18 protein-coding genes are annotated in these 19,541 nt (G+C 68.1%); 16 read left to right on the top strand and 2 right to left on the bottom strand.

Annotated features, from left to right (window positions below; translation table 11 throughout):
• The first annotated feature begins 128 nt into the window (after nt 1-128).
• The 6 genes from EZE58_RS05215 to EZE58_RS05190 all read left to right on the top strand — a co-directional run bounded on the left by EZE58_RS05215 (nt 129) and on the right by EZE58_RS05190 (nt 6,633).
• Nucleotides 129-374 (top strand): hypothetical protein, encoded by a 246-nt coding sequence (locus tag EZE58_RS05215; RefSeq protein ID WP_009376610.1) that lies wholly within the window; start codon nt 129-131, stop codon nt 372-374.
• Nucleotides 371-1,192: a hypothetical protein gene (locus tag EZE58_RS05210; protein ID WP_009376608.1), complete on the top strand. Its 822-nt coding sequence runs from the start codon at nt 371-373 to the stop codon at nt 1,190-1,192. Before EZE58_RS05215 ends, EZE58_RS05210 begins: the two co-directional genes overlap by 4 nt.
• Nucleotides 1,189-2,706, top strand: a complete 1,518-nt coding sequence (locus EZE58_RS05205) for a hypothetical protein (protein ID WP_009376606.1) — start codon at nt 1,189-1,191, stop codon at nt 2,704-2,706. The genes EZE58_RS05210 and EZE58_RS05205 overlap by 4 nt, the downstream gene beginning before the upstream one ends.
• 401 nt (nt 2,707-3,107) lie before the next feature.
• Nucleotides 3,108-4,202 carry a pyruvate dehydrogenase (acetyl-transferring) E1 component subunit alpha gene (pdhA, locus tag EZE58_RS05200; protein ID WP_009376604.1) on the top strand — a complete coding sequence of 365 codons (1,095 nt, stop codon included), beginning with the start codon at nt 3,108-3,110 and terminating at the stop codon, nt 4,200-4,202.
• Nucleotides 4,202-5,176 (top strand): alpha-ketoacid dehydrogenase subunit beta, encoded by a 975-nt coding sequence (locus EZE58_RS05195; RefSeq protein WP_009376603.1) that lies wholly within the window; start codon nt 4,202-4,204, stop codon nt 5,174-5,176. The genes pdhA and EZE58_RS05195 overlap by 1 nt, the downstream gene beginning before the upstream one ends.
• A 17-nt stretch (nt 5,177-5,193) precedes the next feature.
• Nucleotides 5,194-6,633 carry a dihydrolipoamide acetyltransferase family protein gene (locus EZE58_RS05190; protein ID WP_009376601.1) on the top strand — a complete coding sequence of 480 codons (1,440 nt, stop codon included), beginning with the start codon at nt 5,194-5,196 and terminating at the stop codon, nt 6,631-6,633.
• Between the two features lie 348 nt (nt 6,634-6,981).
• Here EZE58_RS05190 and EZE58_RS05185 read toward each other — a convergent pair whose 3' ends face one another.
• Nucleotides 6,982-8,010, bottom strand: a complete 1,029-nt coding sequence (locus EZE58_RS05185; RefSeq protein WP_009376599.1) for a hypothetical protein — start codon at nt 8,008-8,010, stop codon at nt 6,982-6,984.
• A gap of 673 nt (nt 8,011-8,683) precedes the next feature.
• Here EZE58_RS05185 and rpmB point away from each other — a divergent pair.
• The 7 genes from rpmB (at nt 8,684) to EZE58_RS05150 (ending at nt 14,525) form a co-directional block, all read left to right on the top strand.
• Entirely contained in the window at nt 8,684-8,920 is a 237-nt protein-coding gene (rpmB, locus tag EZE58_RS05180; RefSeq protein ID WP_009376597.1) for a 50S ribosomal protein L28, read from the top strand.
• A complete protein-coding gene (rpmG, locus tag EZE58_RS05175; RefSeq protein WP_197464177.1) occupies nt 8,917-9,087 on the top strand; it encodes a 50S ribosomal protein L33 in 171 nt (56 codons plus the stop codon). Before rpmB ends, rpmG begins: the two co-directional genes overlap by 4 nt.
• Before the next feature lie 6 nt (nt 9,088-9,093).
• On the top strand, nt 9,094-9,399 hold the full coding sequence (gene rpsN, locus EZE58_RS05170; protein ID WP_009376593.1) for a 30S ribosomal protein S14: 306 nt from the start codon (nt 9,094-9,096) through the stop codon (nt 9,397-9,399).
• Between the two features lie 68 nt (nt 9,400-9,467).
• Nucleotides 9,468-9,755 (top strand): HU family DNA-binding protein, encoded by a 288-nt coding sequence (locus EZE58_RS05165; protein ID WP_009376591.1) that lies wholly within the window; start codon nt 9,468-9,470, stop codon nt 9,753-9,755.
• 218 nt (nt 9,756-9,973) lie between these two features.
• Nucleotides 9,974-12,031 (top strand): cytochrome c oxidase assembly protein, encoded by a 2,058-nt coding sequence (locus EZE58_RS05160; RefSeq protein ID WP_009376589.1) that lies wholly within the window; start codon nt 9,974-9,976, stop codon nt 12,029-12,031.
• A gap of 305 nt (nt 12,032-12,336) precedes the next feature.
• Entirely contained in the window at nt 12,337-13,692 is a 1,356-nt protein-coding gene (locus EZE58_RS05155; protein WP_009376586.1) for an MFS transporter, read from the top strand.
• Nucleotides 13,693-13,775: 83 nt separating this feature from the next.
• Nucleotides 13,776-14,525 carry a 3-hydroxybutyrate dehydrogenase gene (locus tag EZE58_RS05150; protein WP_009376584.1) on the top strand — a complete coding sequence of 250 codons (750 nt, stop codon included), beginning with the start codon at nt 13,776-13,778 and terminating at the stop codon, nt 14,523-14,525.
• A gap of 30 nt (nt 14,526-14,555) precedes the next feature.
• Here the strand turns inward: EZE58_RS05150 and EZE58_RS05145 are convergent, their stop codons facing one another.
• Nucleotides 14,556-15,419 carry a LysR family transcriptional regulator gene (locus EZE58_RS05145; RefSeq protein WP_009376581.1) on the bottom strand — a complete coding sequence of 288 codons (864 nt, stop codon included), beginning with the start codon at nt 15,417-15,419 and terminating at the stop codon, nt 14,556-14,558.
• On the opposite strand from EZE58_RS05145, the gene mmsB reads away from it, so the two are divergent.
• The 3 genes from mmsB (at nt 15,408) to EZE58_RS05130 (ending at nt 19,400) form a co-directional block, all read left to right on the top strand.
• Nucleotides 15,408-16,463 carry a 3-hydroxyisobutyrate dehydrogenase gene (mmsB, locus tag EZE58_RS05140; RefSeq protein ID WP_332260280.1) on the top strand — a complete coding sequence of 352 codons (1,056 nt, stop codon included), beginning with the start codon at nt 15,408-15,410 and terminating at the stop codon, nt 16,461-16,463. The two genes, EZE58_RS05145 and mmsB, sit on opposite strands and share 12 nt — an antisense overlap.
• A gap of 142 nt (nt 16,464-16,605) precedes the next feature.
• Nucleotides 16,606-17,337 (top strand): YggS family pyridoxal phosphate-dependent enzyme, encoded by a 732-nt coding sequence (locus EZE58_RS05135; protein ID WP_167559996.1) that lies wholly within the window; start codon nt 16,606-16,608, stop codon nt 17,335-17,337.
• Between the two features lie 62 nt (nt 17,338-17,399).
• Nucleotides 17,400-19,400 carry an NHL domain-containing thioredoxin family protein gene (locus EZE58_RS05130; RefSeq protein ID WP_144587703.1) on the top strand — a complete coding sequence of 667 codons (2,001 nt, stop codon included), beginning with the start codon at nt 17,400-17,402 and terminating at the stop codon, nt 19,398-19,400.
• The last annotated feature ends 141 nt before the right edge of the window (nt 19,401-19,541 follow it).

Raw genomic sequence — 19,541 nt, 5'->3', positions numbered from 1 at the left:
TGGACGGGCAGGGGACTCGCGTGTCAGGCGGCTGTGGACGCTCAGGCCGTGTCCACAGGCCTATTCGCACCCCTTGGTCTCGGTCGGCCGGATTCCTAGCGTGGGGGCGATGACGAGAGGAGACCGGGATGATCACCGACGAACTCGCCGCCAGCCGCGACGGCTGGCGGCAGCGGGCGAACGAGCTGCGGGTGCTCGCGAACGCGACCCGGCGGATCGACGGGTGGGACTCACCGGCGGGCCGTCTCCTCATCGAGCGTCTCGGTTCGTGTGCGGAGGCGATCGGTCTCCTCGCCGATCGCGCCGACGACCTCTCCGAAGCGTACGATCTCCACCTCCAGGTCGTCTCCGTGGGCGGGAGGATCCAGCTGTGAACGGCCACGGCGTGCTCGACTCCCGGTGGATCACCGTCGACCTCGGACGCATCCTCCGCCTGCCTGACCGGCTGCGCCGCCTGTGGCCGAGCGATCTCCTGCCCCAGACCGACAGAGACCCTTCCGTCGGGCCGACCCCTTCAAGGCGGTGTGCGACCCGGCCGCCGGGGTCTGCCGTCCCGGACGGGGATGGCCACCCGCCGGAGCTCGGCGGGCACCCGCCGTCACGGGCCGCCGTCGCCCGAGCGGCCGCCTCGGCGGGGATCACCCTGACCGCACCGTCGGCCGCAGTCCGCGAGGAACTCCCCGCCGAGGTCGTGCGCCCGCGCGACCTCGACGTCCTCTCGGCGTGGCTGGCAGGGTTCGCCGCCGAACTCGCCCTCGCCCGCACCCGGATGGCGCTCGTCGTCGGTGCCGAGAGCAGCGCCGTCCACCTCGAGATCGCCATGGCCGCCGACTCCTGCCTCGCGATGCTCGCCCTGCGCGGAGCAGACAACGCCGACTTCGCCGGGTACGAGTTCCTCCGCCGCCTCGAACCGGGTGAGGTGGCGTCCGTGTGCGAGGACCTCTCCGACCTCGTGGCCGGCGACTGCGTCCTCACCCTCACCTGCCTCGGCAGCAGTGCCGACGGGCAGCCTGCCCGCGCAGGGATGGAGTTCCTCCACCGACAGGCGGGGAGATGGTCACGACCGCTCCTCGAGCGAGGGGAGAACGGGATGACGGTCGCGCGCACGGAGGAGATGCCCGATGGTGCGGTGCGGATGGTCGTCGCCTCGATGCTCACGCGTCTGCGCTTCGCCGAGGTGGGCTCCCCATGATCGGAACGACGACCCGTGGCGGGGGCGGGATCACGGTCGGTGATCGGATCGAGATCAGCGGCACCGACCTCGACCGCCTCGGCGCGCGGATCGGGGAGCTCTCGGCCGACGGCACGGTCGGCGACTTCGACCTCGGCACCCTGCTCACGCAGGTGCCGGCGCCGCTCACCGCCCTCAACCTCGACGCCGCCCGGGTCCGCTATCACCAGCAGCTCGCGCTCGTGCTCGCCGAACTCGAAGCGACGGTGCTCGCGATCCGCACCGCAGCGCTCGCCTACCGCGAGGCAGAGAAAGGAGTGAGCGAGGTCTTCGGGGGACTCCTCGACGGCCTCGGATATGCCACCGGCAGGCTCATCGCCATCAGCCTGCCCGTCATCATCCCCGCCGCCATCGCCGTCGGCGTCCCCGCCGTCGCCGGATGGCAGATCATCGACGCCACGGGACTCGACGACGTGGTCGAGCGGCACTTCGGCATCGACCTCGGCCAGGCCAAAGCCGACATCAGCGAGGACTTCGTCGCCCTCGTGTTCGAGAACTCCGACGCCACCGGTGCCGTCATCGAGCACGTGCTGCCGGGGATGGTCGTAGGCTTCCTCGGGTTGCCGCCGGGACTGCTCGCCGTCGACTCGGACACGACGCTGTGGCCCCACGACTCGGGGTCGATGACCGCGTGGGTGCTTGCGGCCGCGAACCTCGTCGGTCTGCTCACCCCCTCCGAGGTCGAGGTGTGGAAGGCGCAGGGCCTGACGCAACCCCACACCAGACCCCCGGCCGACGTCGCCGAGCTCTACGACCGCGAAGCCGCCCAGCATCGCGGAGTCGACTCGGGCCAGGTGCGCATCGAAGAGGTGCGCTCTCCCGACGGAACCACGCGCTACATCGTCTATGTTCCGGCGACCACGGACTGGTCACCGGTCCCGGGGGAGAACACGACCGACCTGACGACGAACGTCGAGGGCATGGCCGGCAACGACACGGTGATGCGCGAGATGGTCCGGCGGGCGATCGCCGACGCCGGGATCCCAGACGACGCCGAGGTGATGCTCGTCGGATACTCCCAGGGCGGCATCACGGCCGGGTCGCTGGCCGCCGATCCCGCGTTCCTCGCCGACGTCAACGTCACCGCGCTCGTCACCGTCGGGGCGCCCGTGTCCGACTTCCCCATCGATGAGGGCATCGACGTCCTCTCGATCGAACACGAACAGGACCTCGTTCCCGATCTCGACGGCAACGAGAACCCGGTCCGGGACCGCTGGTCGACCATCACCGTCGACTACGATCCCGACGCGCTGCGGCAGGCACCGAACCTCGCCGACCGCAGCGACAAGGAGCTCGACGACATGTTCGACTCCGCGGGCGCCGCACACTCCTCGGCCGCCTACTCCGCCTCGATCGGCCTCATGGTCGCCGCCGGTCACCCGGCACTCAGGGGATTCACGGCGAGGAACGCGCAGTTCTTCTCCGGGCGCATCACCGAGACCCGGGACTACCAGGGACGACGCAGGCGCAGCTGAACGGATCGGGGTGCTCGGACATACGGTGGTCGGACTCCCAACCACCTCGGCGAGGATCGACAAACGGCACCGCGAACCTTTGGCGAGTGACGCACAGCACGAGGTCACACCCCTAGGCTGACCACGACCGATGATCTTCGGAGTCGGTGCGGACGCCGCTTCCGCACAGCGCGCTCGACACACCGGTCCAGTGGCACCGGCTGAGGCGATTCGGTATCGTTGACATACCTGTGAATCGCATCACTCGAGGGTGAGTCCTCCCACCAGAGGCCCCGCCCGCAGCACCCGGTCCGCCACTGGTCACCTCCGGTGGGTCGGACCACGAACAAAGGAGTACTGGAATGACCTCGAACATTTCAGTGGGATCCGGGACTGCCCACAGTCAGCCCACGGAGCCTCGCATGATTCAGATGCTCACGGAGGACGGCAACCGCGTCCAGTCCGGAGAGTACGACGCGTTCGCCGCAGAGCTCACCGATGAGGATCTGCGCGGGTTCTATCGGGACATGGTCCTCGTCCGCCGCGTCGATGCGGAGGGAGCCGCACTGCAGCGGCAGGGACAGCTCGGCCTCTGGGCGCCGATGTTCGGCCAGGAGGCCGCTCAGATCGGCATGGGGCGCGCAGCGCGTCCGCAGGACTTCGTCTTCCCCACCTACCGCGAACACGGCCTCGCCTACACCCGCGGCGTCGAACCGGAGACCCTCCTCGGCATCTTCCGAGGTCAGAACCACGGCGGTTGGGATCCGCAGGAGCACCGCTTCCACACGTACACGATCATCATCGGCTCCCAGACTCTTCATGCCGCCGGGTATGCGATGGGTGTGAACATGGACGGCGACGTCGGCACCGGCGACCTCGAGCGCGACACCGTCGCCATCGCCTGCTTCGGTGACGGCGCGACCTCCGAGGGCGACGTGTCCGAGGCGCTCAACTTCGCCGGGGCCTTCCACGCCCCTGTGCTCTTCTTCTGCCAGAACAACCAGTGGGCGATCTCCGAGCCCACCCGTGTCCAGAGCGCGGCCCCGCTGTACAAGCGCGGCGAGGGCTTCGGGGTGCCCGGCATCCGCGTCGACGGCAACGACATCATCGCGATGTACTCCGTGGCCCGTGCGAGCCTCGACTCCGTGCGCGCCGGCAACGGTCCGATGCTCATCGAGGCCTTCACCTACCGTCGTGGTGCCCACACCACGGCTGACGATCCGACGAAGTACCGTGACCGCGCCGAAGAGGAGATCTGGGAGGACCGCGACCCGATCACGCGTCTGCGCGCCTACCTCGAGAACCACACGGACACGGGTGAGGACTTCTTCGCCGAGGTCGACGCCGAAGCCGACACCCTGGCCGCGCGCATCCGCCACAACTGCGTGACCATGGAGGACCCGGATCCGGTCGAGATGTTCGCCAATGTCACCTCCGAGCCTCACTCGCTGGTCGATGAGGAGCGTGCGGAATTCCTCGCATACCAGTCCTCATTCGCCGATGCAGGTGAGGCCTGATGGAGAAACTTCCCCTTTCCAAGGCGATCACAGCCGGTCTGCGGAAGGCCATGGAGGACGACCCGAAGGTCGTCCTCATTGGTGAGGACATCGGAAAGCTCGGCGGCGTCTTCCGCGTCACCGAGGGCCTGCAGAAGGATTTCGGTCCGCAGCGGGTCATCGATGCGCCGCTGGCCGAATCCGGGATCGTCGGCACGTCGATCGGCATGGCGATCCGCGGCTACCGGCCCGTCGTCGAGATCCAGTTCGACGCGTTCATCTTCCCCGCCTACGACCAGATCGTCACGCAGGTCGCCAAGCTCTACAACCGCACGCTCGGCAACGAGCGCATCCCGATGGTCATCCGCGTGCCCTACGGCGGTGGGATCGGCTCTCCCGAGCACCACTCGGAGAGCCCGGAGGCCGTCTTCGCCCACCACGCCGGCCTCAAGCTCATCAGCCCGTCGACGGCCAATGACGCGTACTGGATGATCCAGGAGGCGATCAAGAGCGACGATCCGGTGATGTTCTTCGAGCCCAAGCGCCGCTACTGGCAGCGCGGGGACGTCGACACCACTCGTCATGATCTCGGGATGCTCGAGGCGCGGGTGCTCAGCGAGGGCACCGACGTCACGCTGGTGACCTACGGCCCGCTCGTGCCCACGGCCCTCGACGTCGTCGCGGCGGCCGCGGAAGAGGGCAAGAGCGTCGAACTCATCGACCTGCGCAGCCTCAACCCGCTCGACCTCTCGACGATCGAGCGCTCCGTGGTCAAGACCGGTCGCCTCGTCGTCACCCATGAGGCGCCGACGTTCCTCGGTCTGGGATCGGAGATCGCCGCCCGCATCTCGGAACGCTGCTTCTTCAACCTCGAGGCCCCGGTCATCCGGGTCGGCGGGTACCACACCCCCTATCCGGGCTCGCGGATGGAAGAGCACTACCTGCCCGACCTCGATCGCATCTTCGACGGTGTCGACCGGGCCCTGGCCTACTGACGAGAAGGAGAGCAAGAATGGCATTCGAATTCCCCCTTCCCGACGTCGGCGAAGGCCTCACCGAGGCGGACATCGTCTCCTGGAAGGTGTCCCCGGGCGATGAGGTGACGGTCAATCAGATCCTCGTCGAGATCGAGACCGCGAAGTCACTCGTCGAGCTGCCCAGCCCTCAGGCCGGGACCGTCGGCGCCCTCCTCGTCGAGGAGGGTCAGACCGTCGAGGTCGGCACCCCGATCATCCGCTTCGGAGGTGCCGATGACTCCGGCGCCGAGGCGGCCGAGACGATGTCCGCGCCCCACGCCGAGACGCAGGCGCCTGCCTCCGAAGGCGCGGTGACGACCGACGACGAAGGCGGTGCCACGCTCGTCGGCTACGGCGCGAAGGCTGCCTCGTCGAAGCGTCGCCCCCGCAAGGGTGCGCCGGCGACCGGCGGCTCCGGTGCGTCGGCGACCGGCGGCACTGCCGCCGGTTCGGCTGCGGAGGCTCCGGCAGCGCAGTCGGGTGCGGGAGCGCAGTCGGGTGCGGAAGCGCAGCCGGCCGCGGAGGCGCCGACCGCCTCGGCGAATGAGGCACCGACGGGAGCAAAGCCCCTGGCCAAGCCGCCGGTGCGCAAACTCGCGAAGGACTTAGGCGTCGATCTCGCCACGGTCACGGCGACCGGCTCCCGCGGCGAGGTCACCCGCGCCGACGTCCTGGCGGCCGCCGACGGCTCGGCCGCACCTGCAGTCTCAGGGGCGACCGCCTCGGCGAGTGTCGATACCGGCGAACTCGAGGAGCGGATCCCGTTCAAGGGCGTGACGAAGATGATGGCCAAGGCCATGGTCGACTCCGCGTTCACGATGCCCCATGTCACGGAGTTCCTCGACGTCGACGTCACCGAGACGATGGCGTTCGTCCGTCGGCTCAAGGCGTCGAAGGTGCTCGGCGAGGATGTGCGCGTGTCTCCGCTGCTCATCGTCGCGAAGGCCGTCGCGTGGGCGGTGGGACGCAACCCGCGGATCAACTCGGCCCTCGAGGGCGATGACATCGTCGTCAAGAAGTACGTCAACCTCGGGATCGCCGCTGCGACTCCGCGCGGACTCATCGTGCCGAACATCAAGAACGCGCACGCGATGGGTCTGACGCAGCTCGCACAGGGCATCCAGGACCTCACGGCCCTGGCCCGGTCGGGCAAGACGCCTCCGGCGGACCAGACGGGTGGGACGATCACCATCACCAACGTCGGCGTGTTCGGCGTCGACGCCGGCACCCCGATCATCAACCCTGGTGAGGCCGCGATCCTCGCCTTCGGGCAGGTGCGGAAGAAGCCGTGGGTGGTCGACGACGAGATCGTTCCGCGCGAGATCACGACCCTGTCGGTGAGCGCCGACCATCGCGTCGTCGACGGCGAGATCATCTCGAAGTTCCTCGCCGACGTCGGCCGTGGCCTCGAGGATCCGAGCGTCCTCCTCGCGTGAGGTCGCGCGCCTCGTTCGGTAGGTGTGTCCCGCTCGGTCCCTCTCGGTAGGGGGGCCTCGCTCGCGTAAGACGATGTCGGGCGACCGTCGCGCAGGCTCCGATGCCACAACGCCCCCGCAGCGATAACGCCCCCGCAGCCTCTTGTCCTACCCTTGCACGCGTAGGAGAAGAGGCTGCGGGGGCGTTGCGCGAAGCTGCCGGGAGGACGTATCGCTCAAGGGGTGATGCGGCGCCTCGGGTGCATACTGTCGCTGCGGGTGCGTACTGCCGCTCAAAGTGGGATTCGTCGCCCAAGGTGCGTTCTGCTGCTTCGAGGGCGATTCGGCGCCTCGGGTGCTGTGGGCACCCTACTTGTCGAGGTAGGCGCTGTTCTTCTCGGAGTACTCGCCGTCCTTGACGAGCCGCTTGGCGAGGCAGTGGTCGCGGTCGAGACCCCATGAGCGGCACTGCTCGAGCGCCGGGCCGGAGTCCTTGTACGGCGTATCGATGACGGTGACCCAGTAGCCGCCGGTCTTGTACGCCTTCCACTCACTGCTGTCGAGGAGGATCGCGCCCGGGTACTTGACCTGGTTCGCCTTGAATTCGTCGAGGATGTCCTGCGCCGACCACGTCTTCCCGTCGGCTTCGGTGCCGACCTGCTTCGCGCTCACCTGCGTCACCCACTGACCTTCGAGGGCGGCGGCCTTCTCGGCACCCGACTCGACGAAGCCGTCGAGCTCCTCCTCGGGCGAAGCAGAGGGCTGGACGAGTTCGTCGCTCGGCGACGGTGCCTGAGAGGTCGGCTCGCCGCTGACATCGGCGGGCACGGTCCCGGTCTCCGGAGCGAGCCACCGGATGCCGAAGAAGCCGACGAGCGCGAGGACCATGACGATGGCGAGGATGACGACGACGACCTTGAGGCCGGTGCTTCTGCGCGGGCGCACGGACTGCGTCTGACCGGAATCGGGACCGCCGTAGGCGGGCACCGCTGCGAAGCCGCCCGAATCCGTGCCGCGCCCGGAGGAGCCGCCGGCATAACCGGGCTGGGCGGGGAACCCGCCGCTGTTCGGGTTGCGGGCCTCACCGGTGCGGCGAGGTCCTCCGCGACCGCCACCGCGGGCGGGTTCGGGCGCGCGCGCGTTGATGTGGTCCTGGAACGGTGAGCTGCCGGCCGGAGCGAAGACGTTGCTGCGGCGGGTCTGCGAGACGGGGAAGTCGCCGGTGTGGCGTTCGATGTACTCGTAGTACGTCGAACGGTCGAACTCGGCCTCGGCCGGGTTCGGGTCCTGATCCTGTCCCTGCGGCCGGGCCTGGGCGCCCCGGCCGGATCGATCGGTCGGAACCCAGTCATCGCTGGTCGCGGGACGGATGCGCGGCCTCGGTGGAACGTCGCTCATCTGTCCTCCAGAGTGCCAGATGTGGTGGCAATCATCTTCTTACCTTGACACGAGTTCCATGGGTCTTCAACACGGCCCCGAAGTCCCCGCACCCCTTACATCTGCAGTGATCGCCGAGGCGGCCCGACCCTGAGAGCGGCCGTGCAGAGGGGCGTCTGGCAAGGGGAGTGGGTGTCCGACCCGCCGAGATCCGCGAAGATCTGGGCCACACCCCTACCGGAAGGTAGTTGAAATGCAGACTTTTCGGGCGAGCGGCGGCTCGCGCGGTGACCCGGGTGACTTCGGAGGGTGTGAATTTGCCCAGAAGGCCCGGGTCTCTCTAAACTGGTTGTCTGTTGTGTCGTGACGGCCCGGTCCCCGACTGATCCGCCGCGACCGACATGGTGCTCACCCACCGCTGCACTCCAGCTTCGGCCATCTCTCACAGGCTACGGCTTCAGCGCTGGTGAGACATCTCGCCCGAACGGGCATGCCTGTTTCGGCGTACACAATTTCCATTGCGAACGCCGCGTGCACGGGTGCACATCCGCCTTTCGACCGGACGCAGGTCCGCGCCTGGGTCGGATCGTGCCCGCCACAGCAGCATCGCGTGAATTTGTTGATGTCTTCCGACATCGGCGCAAGCGAATGAGCTTGTCTCGAGAGTCGGTAACTTGTGAACTGGAGGAGAGTCATGGCAGCAACCTGCCAAGTCACCGGGGCCGTTCCCGGTTTCGGACACAATGTGTCCCACTCGAAGCGCCGCACGAAGCGCCGCTTCAACCCGAATATTCAGACGAGGCGCTACTACGTCCCGTCGCTGCGCCGCAACGTCACCCTCAATGTGTCCGCCAAGGGCATCAAGGTCATCGACGTCCGCGGGATCGACGCCGTCGTCGCCGAACTCATTGCCAAGGGAGTGAAGCTCTGATGGCGAAGACCCAAGACGTTCGTCCGATCATCAAGCTCAAGTCGACTGCCGGCACCGGGTACACCTACGTGACCCGCAAGAACCGCCGCAACAACCCGGATCGCATCGTGCTCAAGAAGTACGATCCCGTCATCCGCAAGCACGTCGATTTCCGAGAGGAGCGCTGAGCGCACATGGCCAAGAAGTCCAAGATCGCCCGCGACAAGCAGCGTCGCGTCATCGTTGAACGCTATGCGGAGCGCCGCGCCGCCCTCAAGCGTCAGCTCACCCACCCCGACAGCACGGACGAGCAGCGTGAGGAAGCACGCCTCGGCCTGCAGAAGCTTCCTCGCGATGCCTCGCCGGTGCGTGTGCGCAATCGCGACCAGGTCGACGGCCGCCCCCGCGGCTACCTGCGCAAGTTCGGACTCTCGCGCGTCCGCTTCCGCGAAATGGCGCACGACGGCGAGTTGCCCGGCATCACGAAGTCGAGCTGGTAATCTCGAGGGAGTTCGTTATCGGAAAACGGACCGGTAACTGACCGACTTGTCCTAAGGAGGACACTTTTATGGCTAAGAACCGCAGTGAGCTCGTTGCAGAAGTTGCCGAGAAGTCCGGCCTGACCCAGAAGCAGGTCTCGGATGTTCTCGATGGTGTCTTCGATGTCTTCTCCGACGTCGTCGGCAAGGGCGAGAAGCTCACCATCCCCGGCTGGCTCTCCGTCGAGCGCACCGAGCGTGCCGCTCGCAAGGGTCGCAACCCGCAGACCGGTGAAGAGATCGAGATCAAGGCCGGCTACTCCGTGAAGCTGTCCGCTGGTTCGAAGCTCAAGGCTGCCGCTGGCACCCCGAAGTGACCTTCGCGCTCAAGCGCAGGATGGCCCGGACCGATCGGTCCGGGCCATCTGCTTTCCCCGGGCGATTCCCACGCCGAGGCGGCTGACCGGAATCGTGTCCGCCCCGCACAGCGGGGTGATCCTCAGGAGATCTGCACCACCTCGGCGGTCGTGAGTTCGCCGCCGCAGACCCCGGGACGATATCCTTGTTCCATGCACGAATCGGCAGGCGGACCTCTGTGACCTCTCACGACAACGAGCCGATCATCCGATTCACCGCTCGCGCAGCGATCCCGCTCGTCGCACTCCTCGGCGCAGCCGTCGGACTCGTCGCGATGCTCTACACGGGAGCCGCCGAGCCGACCGTCATCAACGACCCGGGAGCCGTCGTCCGCTTCGGACTGCCGGCCGCGAAGTTCGTCTTCAACCTCGCGATGAGCCTCACCGTCGGCGCACTCCTCTTCGCGCTCCTCATCCTGCCCCGCACGCAGGGGCGGATCCGGGGCAGGAAGGCTCAGCAGGACGAGCAGCCTCCGCTCGACGCGCTGTGGGAGAAGTCGCTCAAAGTCGCCGAGGTCGCCTCTGTGGCGTGGACGATCTCCGCTGTCGCCGTCCTCCTCTTCACCTTCGTCTCCACCGTCGGTGCGCAGGCCTACCTCAACTTCTCGAACCAGCTCGGCGTCTTCCTCACCCAGATCGCCTTCGGCCAGTACTGGGCCCTCATCGTCGTCCTCATCGCCGTCGCCTCGACGCTGTGCTTCGGCTCCCGGTCCTACCTCGGCCTCGCCTTCGCCGGCGTCCTCTCGCTCGGCGTGATGATCCCCCTCGCCCTCATGGGCCACTCCGCCCAGGCGTCGGGCCACACGCAGGCCGTCAACAGCATCGGACTCCACCTCTTCGGCGTCGCCCTGTGGCTCGGCGGTCTCTTCGTCATCGCCCTGCTCGGCTCCCGCCTCGCCAAGTCGCCCGAGCTGGGGACGTTCATCGCCCGCTACTCGTCGATCGCGCTCTTCGCGTTCGTCGTCGTCGCCTTCTCCGGCGTCGTCAACTCGATGCTGCGCGTCGAGGACCTCGCGGATCTCATGACCCCATACGGCCAGGTCATCATCGCGAAGACCTTCGCGACGATCCTCCTCGGGCTCGTCGGCTTCTGGCACCGCCGGTTCGTCATCGCCCGGCTCGGCAAGGTCGCCTCCGTGACGGGCGAGTTCTGGCGCCTCATCCTCGTCGAGTTCGTCATCTTCGGAGCGACGATGGGCCTGGCCGTCGCCCTCTCCCGCTCCCAACCGCCCGTCCCGCAGGAGCCGGTGGGCAACCCGACGCCCTCGGAGATCCTCACCGGAGAGCCTCTGCCCCCCGCACCGAACCTCGCCCGCTTCTTCTCCGAGTGGTCGGTCGACCCGCTGTGGGTCGTCGTCGCCGTGGGGCTGACGATCGCGTACGTCGCCGGGTATCTCCAGCTCCGTCGCCGAGGCGACACCTGGTCGGTCTTCCGCCTCGTCAGCTGGGTGCTCGGAATGATCGGCCTCGTCTACGTCACTTCGGGCGGCGTCCAGGTCTACGGCGAGGTGTCGTTCTCGGCGCACATGATCCAGCACATGCTCCTCGTCATGGTCGTGCCCATCCCGATGGTCCTCGGCGCCCCGATCACCCTGCTCATGCGGGCGACGACCGCGCGCACCGATGGCTCCCGCGGCATCCGCGAATGGGTGCTCTGGCTCGTCCACACCCCCTACATGCGCTTCTTCGCCAATCCGGTCGTCGCCTCGGTCAACTTCGCCGGTTCCCTCGTCGTCTTCTACTACGCGGGGCTGATGAAGTACGCCCTCGAGTGGCATCTCGGCCACGAGCTCATGATCGTCCACTTCCTCGCCGCCGGCTACCTCTTCACCCAGGCCCTCATCGGCATCGACCCCGGCGTCAAGCGGTTCCCCTACCCGCTGCGCCTGCTCATGCTCCTCATCACGATGGCCTTCCACGCCTTCTTCGGCATCTCCCTGCTCAGCTCCGAGGTGCTCATCGAAGGCGACTGGTTCGGCAACATGGGCACCGACTGGGGATACTCCGCGATCGAGGACCAGCAGCGGGGCGGCGCGATCGCCTGGGGCATCGGCGAGATCCCGACGCTGTTCCTTGCGATCATGGTCGCCTTCCAGTGGTCGAAGTCGTCCGACCGGGAGGCCAAGCGGGTCGACCGTCGGGAGGCCCGCACCGGCGACGCCGAGCTGCGCGCCTACAACGACATGCTCACGCAGATCGCCGAACGCGACGCGAACGCCGGTCCCCGCCGAGGCTGACCCCGGCCCCCGCTGAGGCTGAACCACCCGACCGCCTCGGCGAACCCGTCTCACGCACACCTGATGTGCGGGAATGTGCACGTCGAATTCCCGAATTCCCGCCCTCACGTATCCCATTCGCCGATGTGATGGCGCACACTGTTTCTTGAGCACCATTCACACATCGGGTGGATGTGGGCGCGGTCAGCCGCGGGAGGGGCCTCATCGCCGAGTCCCCTGACATCGCGGGATCGCCGCCTACGCTGCCCCAGCGGAACGATCCGACCTGTCAACGATGAAGCGGATCGTGGAAATCAAGGAGAGTCATGAGTGCACAGAGCAATGCCGAGAGGAAGACGATCCGAACGCAGCTGCGCAAGGTCGTCGCCGCCTCGATGGCGGGCACCGTCGTCGAATGGTACGAGTTCTTCCTCTACGGGTCAGCGGCGACGCTGGTGTTCAACCACATCCTGTTCCCGCCGTCGGACAACCCGCTGACGCCGATCCTCCTCGGTTTCGCGACCTACGCTGTCGGCTTCATCGCCCGCCCCATCGGCGGCATCGTCTTCGGCCACTACGGTGACAAGTTCGGACGCAAGAAGCTCCTCCAGCTCTCCATCATCCTCGTCGGGGCGGCGACGTTCCTCATGGGCTGCCTGCCGACGTTCGGTCAGATCGGCTACCTCGCTCCGATCCTCCTCGTCCTCCTCCGCATCGTCCAGGGCTTCGCCGTCGGCGGCGAATGGGGCGGCGCGGTGCTCCTCGTCGCCGAGCACTCCCCGGACAAGGAACGCGGTTTCTGGTCCTCGTGGCCGCAGTCGGGCGTGCCGCTGGGCAACCTGCTCGCCACCGGCGTCCTCTTCGTCCTCACTGCCACCCTGTCCGAGGAGGCTTTCCTCTCGTGGGGCTGGAGGATCGCGTTCTGGCTCTCGGCGGTCATCGTCCTCATCGGCTACTACATCCGCACCCGAGTCTCCGACGCCCCGATCTTCGAGAAGATCCAGGCCGAGGAGATCGAGGAGGGCGTCGACTACGGCGTCAAGGCCGTCTTCAAGCGCTACCCGCGTGAGGTCTTCACCGCCATGGGTCTGCGGCTGGTCGAGAACATCCACTACTACCTCGTCGTCACCTTCTCGATCACCTACCTCGCGGTCGCCGTCGGCATCGAGGCGAGCGAGATCCTCGGCCTCCTCCTCGGCGCGCACGCCATCCATGCGCTGCTCGTGCCGATGATCGGTGCCCTCGGGGACCGGATCGGACGCAAGCCGCCCTACGCGATCGGCATCATCCTCACCGCCTCGTGGGGCTTCTTCGCCTTCCCGATGTACGACACGGGCAACCCCGGACTGATCTTCCTCGCCCTCCTCCTCGGACTCGTCTTCCACGGCTTCATGTACGCGGGGCAGCCGGCGATCATGGCGGAGATGTTCCCGACCCGGATGCGCAACTCGGGTGTGTCCACGGGATACCAGGTCACGGCGATCGTCGCCGGATCGTTCGCGCCGATCATCGCGACCGCGCTGCTCGACGAGTTCGGCTCCTCGGTGCCGATCGCGATCTACCTCGCCGTGGCCGCTCTCATCTCGCTCGTCGCGCTCATCTTCACCCGCGAGACGAAGGGCATCGACCTCCACTCCCTCGACCACGCCGACAAGGTTCGCCGCGGGGTCGTCACGCACTGATCGGGTCGTCGCCGCATCGCCGTGGCTCATCCGCCGCGGTGGTGCGGCGTCCGCGGTCAGGCACAGCAGAGAAGGGACGGGAAATGGCAGTTGATCTCACCGGCAGGAGAGCCCTCGTCACCGGCGGGGCCTCGGGCCTGGGCAAGGCGATGTGCGAGTCCTTCGCCGAGGCGGGTGCGACCGTCGTCGTCGCCGACGTCGACGCGGAGGCGGCGGGGGCAGTCGCCGAGGCGATCGGTGGGGAGGCGTGGGCCGTCAACCTCGCCGACACCTCGGCGCTCGACGGGATCGACCTCGAGGTCGACATCCTCGTCAACAATGCCGGGATCCAGCGGATCCACCCGATCCCGGAGTTCCCGCTGGAGGAATGGCGGCTGATCATGACGATCATGCTCGAGGCGCCGTTCGTGCTCACGAAGGCTGCGCTGCCGGGGATGTACGAGCGGGGCTGGGGGAGGGTCATCAACGTCTCCTCCGTCCACGGGCTGCGCGCCTCGGCGAACAAGTCCGCGTACGTCGCGGCCAAGCACGGACTCATGGGTCTGACGAAGACGACGGCGCTCGAGGCCGGTCCGCGCGGGGTGACGTGCAATGCGATCAACCCGGGCTATGTGCTCACGCCCCTGGTCAAGGGGCAGATCGCGGATCAGGCGGTGACGAACGGGATCAGTGAGGACGAGGTGCTCGAGAAGGTCTTCCTTGGCCACTCGGCCGTGCCCCGCCTCGCGGAGCCCGAGGACATCGCCGCGCTCGCGCTCTTCCTCGCCTCCGACGCCGCCGCGGTCGTCACGGGCACCGCGCACAGCATCGACGGGGGTTGGACCGCCGCCTGAGCAGGGATAGCGGGGAGAGCGCCGCGCGGGCTAGAGCACCTCGAGGATGCTGCGGACGGCGGCATTGCGCAGGGATTCGTGCCGCACCGACGCCCAGTAGGACACGCGCTTTGAGAAGAGCTCGGGCAACACCTGGATCAGGCGGCTGCTGTCCCGGGCGAGGAAGTCGGGCAGGATGCCGATGCCCACCCCGTTCGCCGTGGCGAGAACGTGGGCGTGGACCGAGGTCGAACGGAAGAAGCCCCTGCCGGCCGGGATCTCGCTCGAGGCGTCGTCGAGGTCGTCGACCTGGAGTGCGTTCTCGATGTAGTAGACGATCCTGTGCTCGGCGAGGTCGTCGAGCGTGACCGGAACCGGGTGCGTGCGCAGGTACTCCTGCGACGCATAGAGCTGGAGCCGGTAGTCGCGGATGCGCTTGGCGACGCTGCGCGGGGCGTCGGGTCGACCGACGACGACCTCGATGTCGACGCCGGACCGGTACTGGCGGGCCCGCTGGGTCGCGGTGATGAGCTCGATCTGCAGGCCCGGATGGCTGATCTGCAGCGCCGTCAGCGCCGGCACCGCGTATTCGAGAGCGAAGGCCTGCGGGCAGGCGATGCGGATCGTGCCCGAGAGCGCTGAGGACTCGCGCGCGTCGATCCTCCCCAGCGCCGCCTCGATGTCCTCGGCGATCGGCAGCAGCTGCCGACCCGCGGTGCTCAGCTCCCATCCGTCCGGGGAGGCGACGAGAACGCGCTGACCGTAGGCCTTCTCCAAGGCAGCGATGCGCCGCGACACGGTCGTGTGATTGAGTCCCAGACTGTGCGCGGCGGCCGTGAACTTCCCCAGACGCGCCACGGCGAGGAGGGTGAGGAGATCCTCCGGCGAGATCTGCTGAGGTGCATGAGCGGCCATAGTCCGCCCAGTCTATCTGCGTGCATGCACACAACCGGTGCGGAAGAGGTGACCGTCGCCGGCGGCCGGCACGGGCAGGGCTGGCGTAATGTGAAGGGGAACACACGAGATCTCGATGCGAGGAGGCATGCGATGGCGACGATTGGATGGATCGGCCTGGGGAACATGGGCCGACCGATGACGGCGAACCTGGTCAAGGCCGGCCACACGGTCAAGGGCTTCGACGTGGTCCCGGAGGCCGTGACCGCGGCGGCGGAGGATGGTGTCACCCCGGTGGGTTCGATCGCCGAGGCGGTCGCCGGTGCCGATATCGTCTTCACGATGCTGCCCAAGGGCGAGCATGCCCGCGCCGTCTACCTCACCCCTGACGGTGTCCTCGCCACCGCCGATCCCGCGACCCTCCTCGTCGACTCCTCGACGATCGACTTCGACTCCGCCCGGGCCCTGCACGCCGAGGCGAAGGCCGCCGGCTTCCGCTTCGTCGACGGTCCCGTCTCCGGCGGTGTCACCGGTGCACAGGCCGGCACGCTCACCTTCATGCTCGGCGGCTCCGATGCGGACGTCGCCGAGGCGAAGCCCTTCATCGAGCCGATGGCCGGCAACATCTTCCACGCCGGCGGCGACGCCGCAGGTCAGGCCGCGAAGATCGTCAACAACATGATGCTCGCGATCAGCCTCGAAGGCGTCGTCGAAGGCGCGGTGCTCGCGCAGCGCTTCGGTCTCGACCCTAAGGCGTTCTACGACATCGCGAAGGTCTCCTCCGGCGACTCGTGGCCCCTGCGCACCTGGTATCCGGTGCCCGGGGTGACCGAGACCTCGGCGTCGAACAACGACTTCAAGCCCGGCTTCGCCACGGCTCTCATGCACAAGGACGTCGGGCTCGCGCTCGCCGGTGCCGAGACCCAGGGCGTCGACCTGCCCGCGGCCACCCTCGTCTACGCGCAGCTGCAGAAGCTCGTCGACGAAGGCCTCGAGGGACTCGACACGACGGCGATCATCAAGAACATCGACCCCGAGGCGCAGGGCCTGCCGACGAAGCCCTGAGCCACCGCGGCGCCGTGATCCGACGATTCTGCGCCCCCTGACCGGGGCCATGCTGCGCCCGCTCTCCGGTGAGCGGGCGCAGATGCCTCTCCCGAGGAGCGCAGAGATCCGGCCCGGCAGCGGCGCATGCGAGACTGGGAGCATGAGTTCGACCGAGCCCCTCACCGCAGAAGAGTCCGCCGCGATCCGCACCCGCCTCGACGAGGTGGCCGAACGCACGGCAGCCGCCGCCAAGGCCTCGGGCCGGTCCGCCGAGGACGTGCGGATCCTGCTTGCGACGAAGACGCAGCCGGCGGAGCGGATCCGTGTGGCCATCGAGCACGGCTTCTCACTCATCGGCGAGAACAAGGTGCAGGAGCTCGTCGCCAAGGCCGACGACCTCGCCGACCTTCCGCACGAATCGCACCTCATCGGTCCCCTGCAGAAGAACAAGGTCAACCACACGCTGCGCCACGCCCAGTGCATCCAGTCCGTCGACAGCCTCGCGCTCGCGGAGAGGATCGACAACCGCCTCGGCGTCCTCGACTCCACCGTCGACGTCTTCGTCCAGGTCAACACGTCCCGCGAGGACTCGAAGTCCGGGGTCGCACCCGAGGACGCCGAGGCGCTCGTGGCAGCAGTGCGCGACCTCGATCGCCTGCGTCTGCGGGGCCTGATGACCATCGGCCTGCCCGGCCAGACGCCCGAGGAGATCCGCCCGAGCTACTCAGACCTCCGCGAGCTCCGCGACCAGCTCATCGCGACCGGTGCCCTGCCCGCCGACGCCACCGAGCTGTCGATGGGGATGAGCAACGACTTCGAGCTTGCGATCGCCGAGGGGGCGACGATGGTGCGCATCGGTTCGAGCGTCTTCGGCGCCCGCCCCGCCCCGTGAGCATGTGTCCCCCGATGACAGCCGCCCTGCCGCCACGCCAGCGGATCTGAGACGATGGAGAGATGAACGCCAGTCCGCAGAGTTCCGCGGCCACCGCCGCAGACGACACCCCCGCCGAGGCGACCGCCCCGACCCGCGCCCGCGAACCCAAGGTCCGCGCCCCCGAGCTCATCGGCCGCCGGTGGATGAACTCCGGCGGCAAGGAGCTCACCCTCGCCGACCTCCGCGGCAAGGTCGTCCTCCTCGACTTCTGGACGTTCTGCTGCATCAACTGCCTCCACGTCCTCGACGAGCTGCGGCCGCTCGAGGAGAAGTACGCAGGCGAACTCGTCATCATCGGCGTCCACTCGCCGAAGTTCGAGTTCGAGCGCACCGTCGAGGCCGTCGACCAGGCCGTTGAGCGCTACCAGGTCGAACACCTCGTCCTCGACGACCCCGACCTCGTCACGTGGCAGGCGTACACGGCCCGGGCATGGCCGACGCTGGCCGTCATCGACCCCGAGGGCTACCTCGTCGCGACCCTGTCCGGGGAAGGCCACGGCGCCGGCCTCGGGGAGATCATCGAAGGCCTCATCGAGGAGCACTCGGCGAAGGGCACCCTCCATTCCGGAGACGGCCCCTACGTTCCCCCGCCGGCACCGGAGACCGAGCTCTTCTACCCCGGCAAGGTGACGGTCCTGCCCTCTGGAAACCTCCTCGTCGCCGACTCCGGCCACCACAGCCTCGTCGAATACACCCCTGATGGACAGACCGTGCTCCGGCGCATCGGCACCGGGGAACGGGGACTCACCGACGGCGACTTCGCCTCCGCACAGTTCAGCGAGCCCGGTGGCATCACCGTCCTCCCCGAGGACATCGCCGCCCGTGCCGGCTACCAGCTCGTCGTCGCCGACACCGTCAACCACGTCCTGCGCGGCATCGACCTCGACGGTGAGACCGTGAGAACGATCGCCGGCACCGGCGAACAGCACATGGTCGGGGCCATCGACAACGTCCGCGGCACCCACGGCGCGCTCGGCCGCTATTCGGGCCCCGCCCTCGACGTCAAGCTCTCCTCCCCGTGGGACGTCCTCTTCGTTCCCGCCACCGGCGAGGTGGTCGTGGCGATGGCCGGCAACCACACGATCTGGTCGTTCGACCCCGTCACCGGCGACATCCGCCTGCTGTCCGGCACGATGAACGAAGGGCTCGTCAACGGCGACGCGGAGTCCGCGTGGTTCGCACAGTCCTCTGGCCTCGACCTCCACCCCGACGGCGGCGTCATCGTCGCCGACTCCGAGACCTCGGCGATCCGCCGCCTCGATCCGGCCTCAGGAGAGGCGACGACGCTCGTGGGCACGGGCCTCTTCGACTTCGGCTTCCGCGACGGGCCCGCCGCCGAGGCACGGCTCCAGCACCCGCTCGGAGTGCGCACCCTGCCCGACGGGTCGCTCGCGATCGCCGACACGTACAACGGTGCGATCCGCCGGTACGACTTCACGACGAACGAGGTCTCGACGCTCGCCCGTGGACTGCGCGAACCCTCGGACATCCTCGTCGTCGAAGCGGGTGCTGCGGGCGGGGACACGGCCGGCGGGACGGGAGCGGGCAGCGGCACCGCCGAACTCCTCGTCGTCGAATCGGCGAACCACTCGCTCACCCGGGTGACCCTGCCGAAGGACGCCCAACGCGTCGACGAGGGTGCGCAGACGAGCCACCGCCCGTCGACGGAGCTCGCCGCCGGACCTGTGTCCATCAGCGTGAGCTTCACCGTTCCAGCAGGTCAGAAGCTCGACGATCGGTGGGGTGACCCGACCTACCTGCAGGTGTCCTCGACTCCGCCCGAACTCATCGTCTCCGGTGGCGGCGGGGCCGAGGGGCTGAGCCGCGACATCGTCATCGACCCCGAGGCGACCTCGGGAGTCCTCCACGTCACCGCGCGCGCCGCCGCGTGCGACGGCGAACCGGGAGGAGAGATCCCGCTCCACGCCGCCTGCCACCTCTACCAGCAGGACTGGGGGATTCCGATCGAACTCACCGAGGCGGGTCCCTCAGTGCTCGACCTCGACCTCCGCGGCGCCTGAGACCCGGCCAGTGCTCCTGCGGCCCTGAGCCGGCGGTTCAGTGCTCGCACTGCGCCGGAGACCGCCGTCCTGGCTCCGCCACCGCCGGTTGCGGTCGAAAACCGGTGGAAAATGGGCCCGATCGCTCGATTTTCCTCGGTT

It is taken from the genome of Brevibacterium sp. LS14, assembly GCF_012027885.1.
Taxonomy (GTDB): domain Bacteria; phylum Actinomycetota; class Actinomycetes; order Actinomycetales; family Brevibacteriaceae; genus Brevibacterium; species Brevibacterium casei.
The sequence above is the reverse complement of the archived record's forward strand: the minus strand, read 5'-3'. Positions and strand labels throughout refer to the sequence as shown.

Bases quoted from the DNA above. Each gene is read 5' to 3' on its own strand.
- EZE58_RS05155 (WP_009376586.1), top strand. From the start codon at position 12,337: ATGAGTGCACAGAGCAATGCCGAGAGGAAGACGATCCGAACGCAGCTG.
- EZE58_RS05150 (WP_009376584.1), top strand. From the start codon at position 13,776: ATGGCAGTTGATCTCACCGGCAGGAGAGCCCTCGTCACCGGCGGGGCC.
- EZE58_RS05185 (WP_009376599.1), bottom strand. From the start codon at position 8,010: ATGAGCGACGTTCCACCGAGGCCGCGCATCCGTCCCGCGACCAGCGAT.
- EZE58_RS05205 (WP_009376606.1), top strand. From the start codon at position 1,189: ATGATCGGAACGACGACCCGTGGCGGGGGCGGGATCACGGTCGGTGAT.
- EZE58_RS05135 (WP_167559996.1), top strand. From the start codon at position 16,606: ATGAGTTCGACCGAGCCCCTCACCGCAGAAGAGTCCGCCGCGATCCGC.
- mmsB (WP_332260280.1), top strand. From the start codon at position 15,408: ATGAGCGGCCATAGTCCGCCCAGTCTATCTGCGTGCATGCACACAACC.
- EZE58_RS05215 (WP_009376610.1), top strand. From the start codon at position 129: ATGATCACCGACGAACTCGCCGCCAGCCGCGACGGCTGGCGGCAGCGG.
- EZE58_RS05195 (WP_009376603.1), top strand. From the start codon at position 4,202: ATGGAGAAACTTCCCCTTTCCAAGGCGATCACAGCCGGTCTGCGGAAG.
- rpmB (WP_009376597.1), top strand. From the start codon at position 8,684: ATGGCAGCAACCTGCCAAGTCACCGGGGCCGTTCCCGGTTTCGGACAC.
- EZE58_RS05190 (WP_009376601.1), top strand. From the start codon at position 5,194: ATGGCATTCGAATTCCCCCTTCCCGACGTCGGCGAAGGCCTCACCGAG.
- EZE58_RS05165 (WP_009376591.1), top strand. From the start codon at position 9,468: ATGGCTAAGAACCGCAGTGAGCTCGTTGCAGAAGTTGCCGAGAAGTCC.
- EZE58_RS05145 (WP_009376581.1), bottom strand. From the start codon at position 15,419: ATGGCCGCTCATGCACCTCAGCAGATCTCGCCGGAGGATCTCCTCACC.
- rpsN (WP_009376593.1), top strand. From the start codon at position 9,094: ATGGCCAAGAAGTCCAAGATCGCCCGCGACAAGCAGCGTCGCGTCATC.
- EZE58_RS05130 (WP_144587703.1), top strand. From the start codon at position 17,400: ATGAACGCCAGTCCGCAGAGTTCCGCGGCCACCGCCGCAGACGACACC.
- pdhA (WP_009376604.1), top strand. From the start codon at position 3,108: ATGATTCAGATGCTCACGGAGGACGGCAACCGCGTCCAGTCCGGAGAG.